The sequence below is a fragment of the Dellaglioa sp. CoH-55-MRSF-7 genome (genome assembly GCF_056782235.1).
In genome coordinates, this window is sequence record NZ_JBXAYI010000108.1 from 1 (window position 1) to 337 (window position 337).

1 protein-coding gene is annotated in these 337 nt (G+C 55.2%); it reads left to right on the top strand.

Annotation, left to right across the window (positions count from 1 at the left end; genetic code table 11):
* Positions 1-68 precede the first annotated feature (68 nt).
* Positions 69-337, top strand: a 269-nt coding sequence (locus AC1RPU_RS08075) for a hypothetical protein (RefSeq protein WP_481769655.1), incomplete at its 3' end; no start/stop codon positions are given.

Genomic DNA, 337 nt, shown 5'->3' on the forward strand with positions numbered 1-337 from the left:
CGCGCTAAATCGGACGCTACAACCCAGAAGCAGAAGACAAGAAAAAGCGCAATCTTGCGGCTTACGACATGCGCACTCTTCTCGCGATTCAGGCACGGCTCGCTGCCGTCACATTCAAACCCACGAACGACAAGAAGTTCCCGGCAAAGGCCGCTGATCGCGCAGAAGGCGTAAAGGGTAGCATGCGTCTCCCGGCCAACAAAACCTTCAAGCTGGTGCTTCGCGCCAACAAGAAGAAAGACACTGGCGCACTTGCGGTGCGCGTCGTGTCCGTTTCGCAAGATGTGAAGCTGAAGTCCGGTGTGGTAAAGAGTGTTGAACTCACGAAGCTTGATCC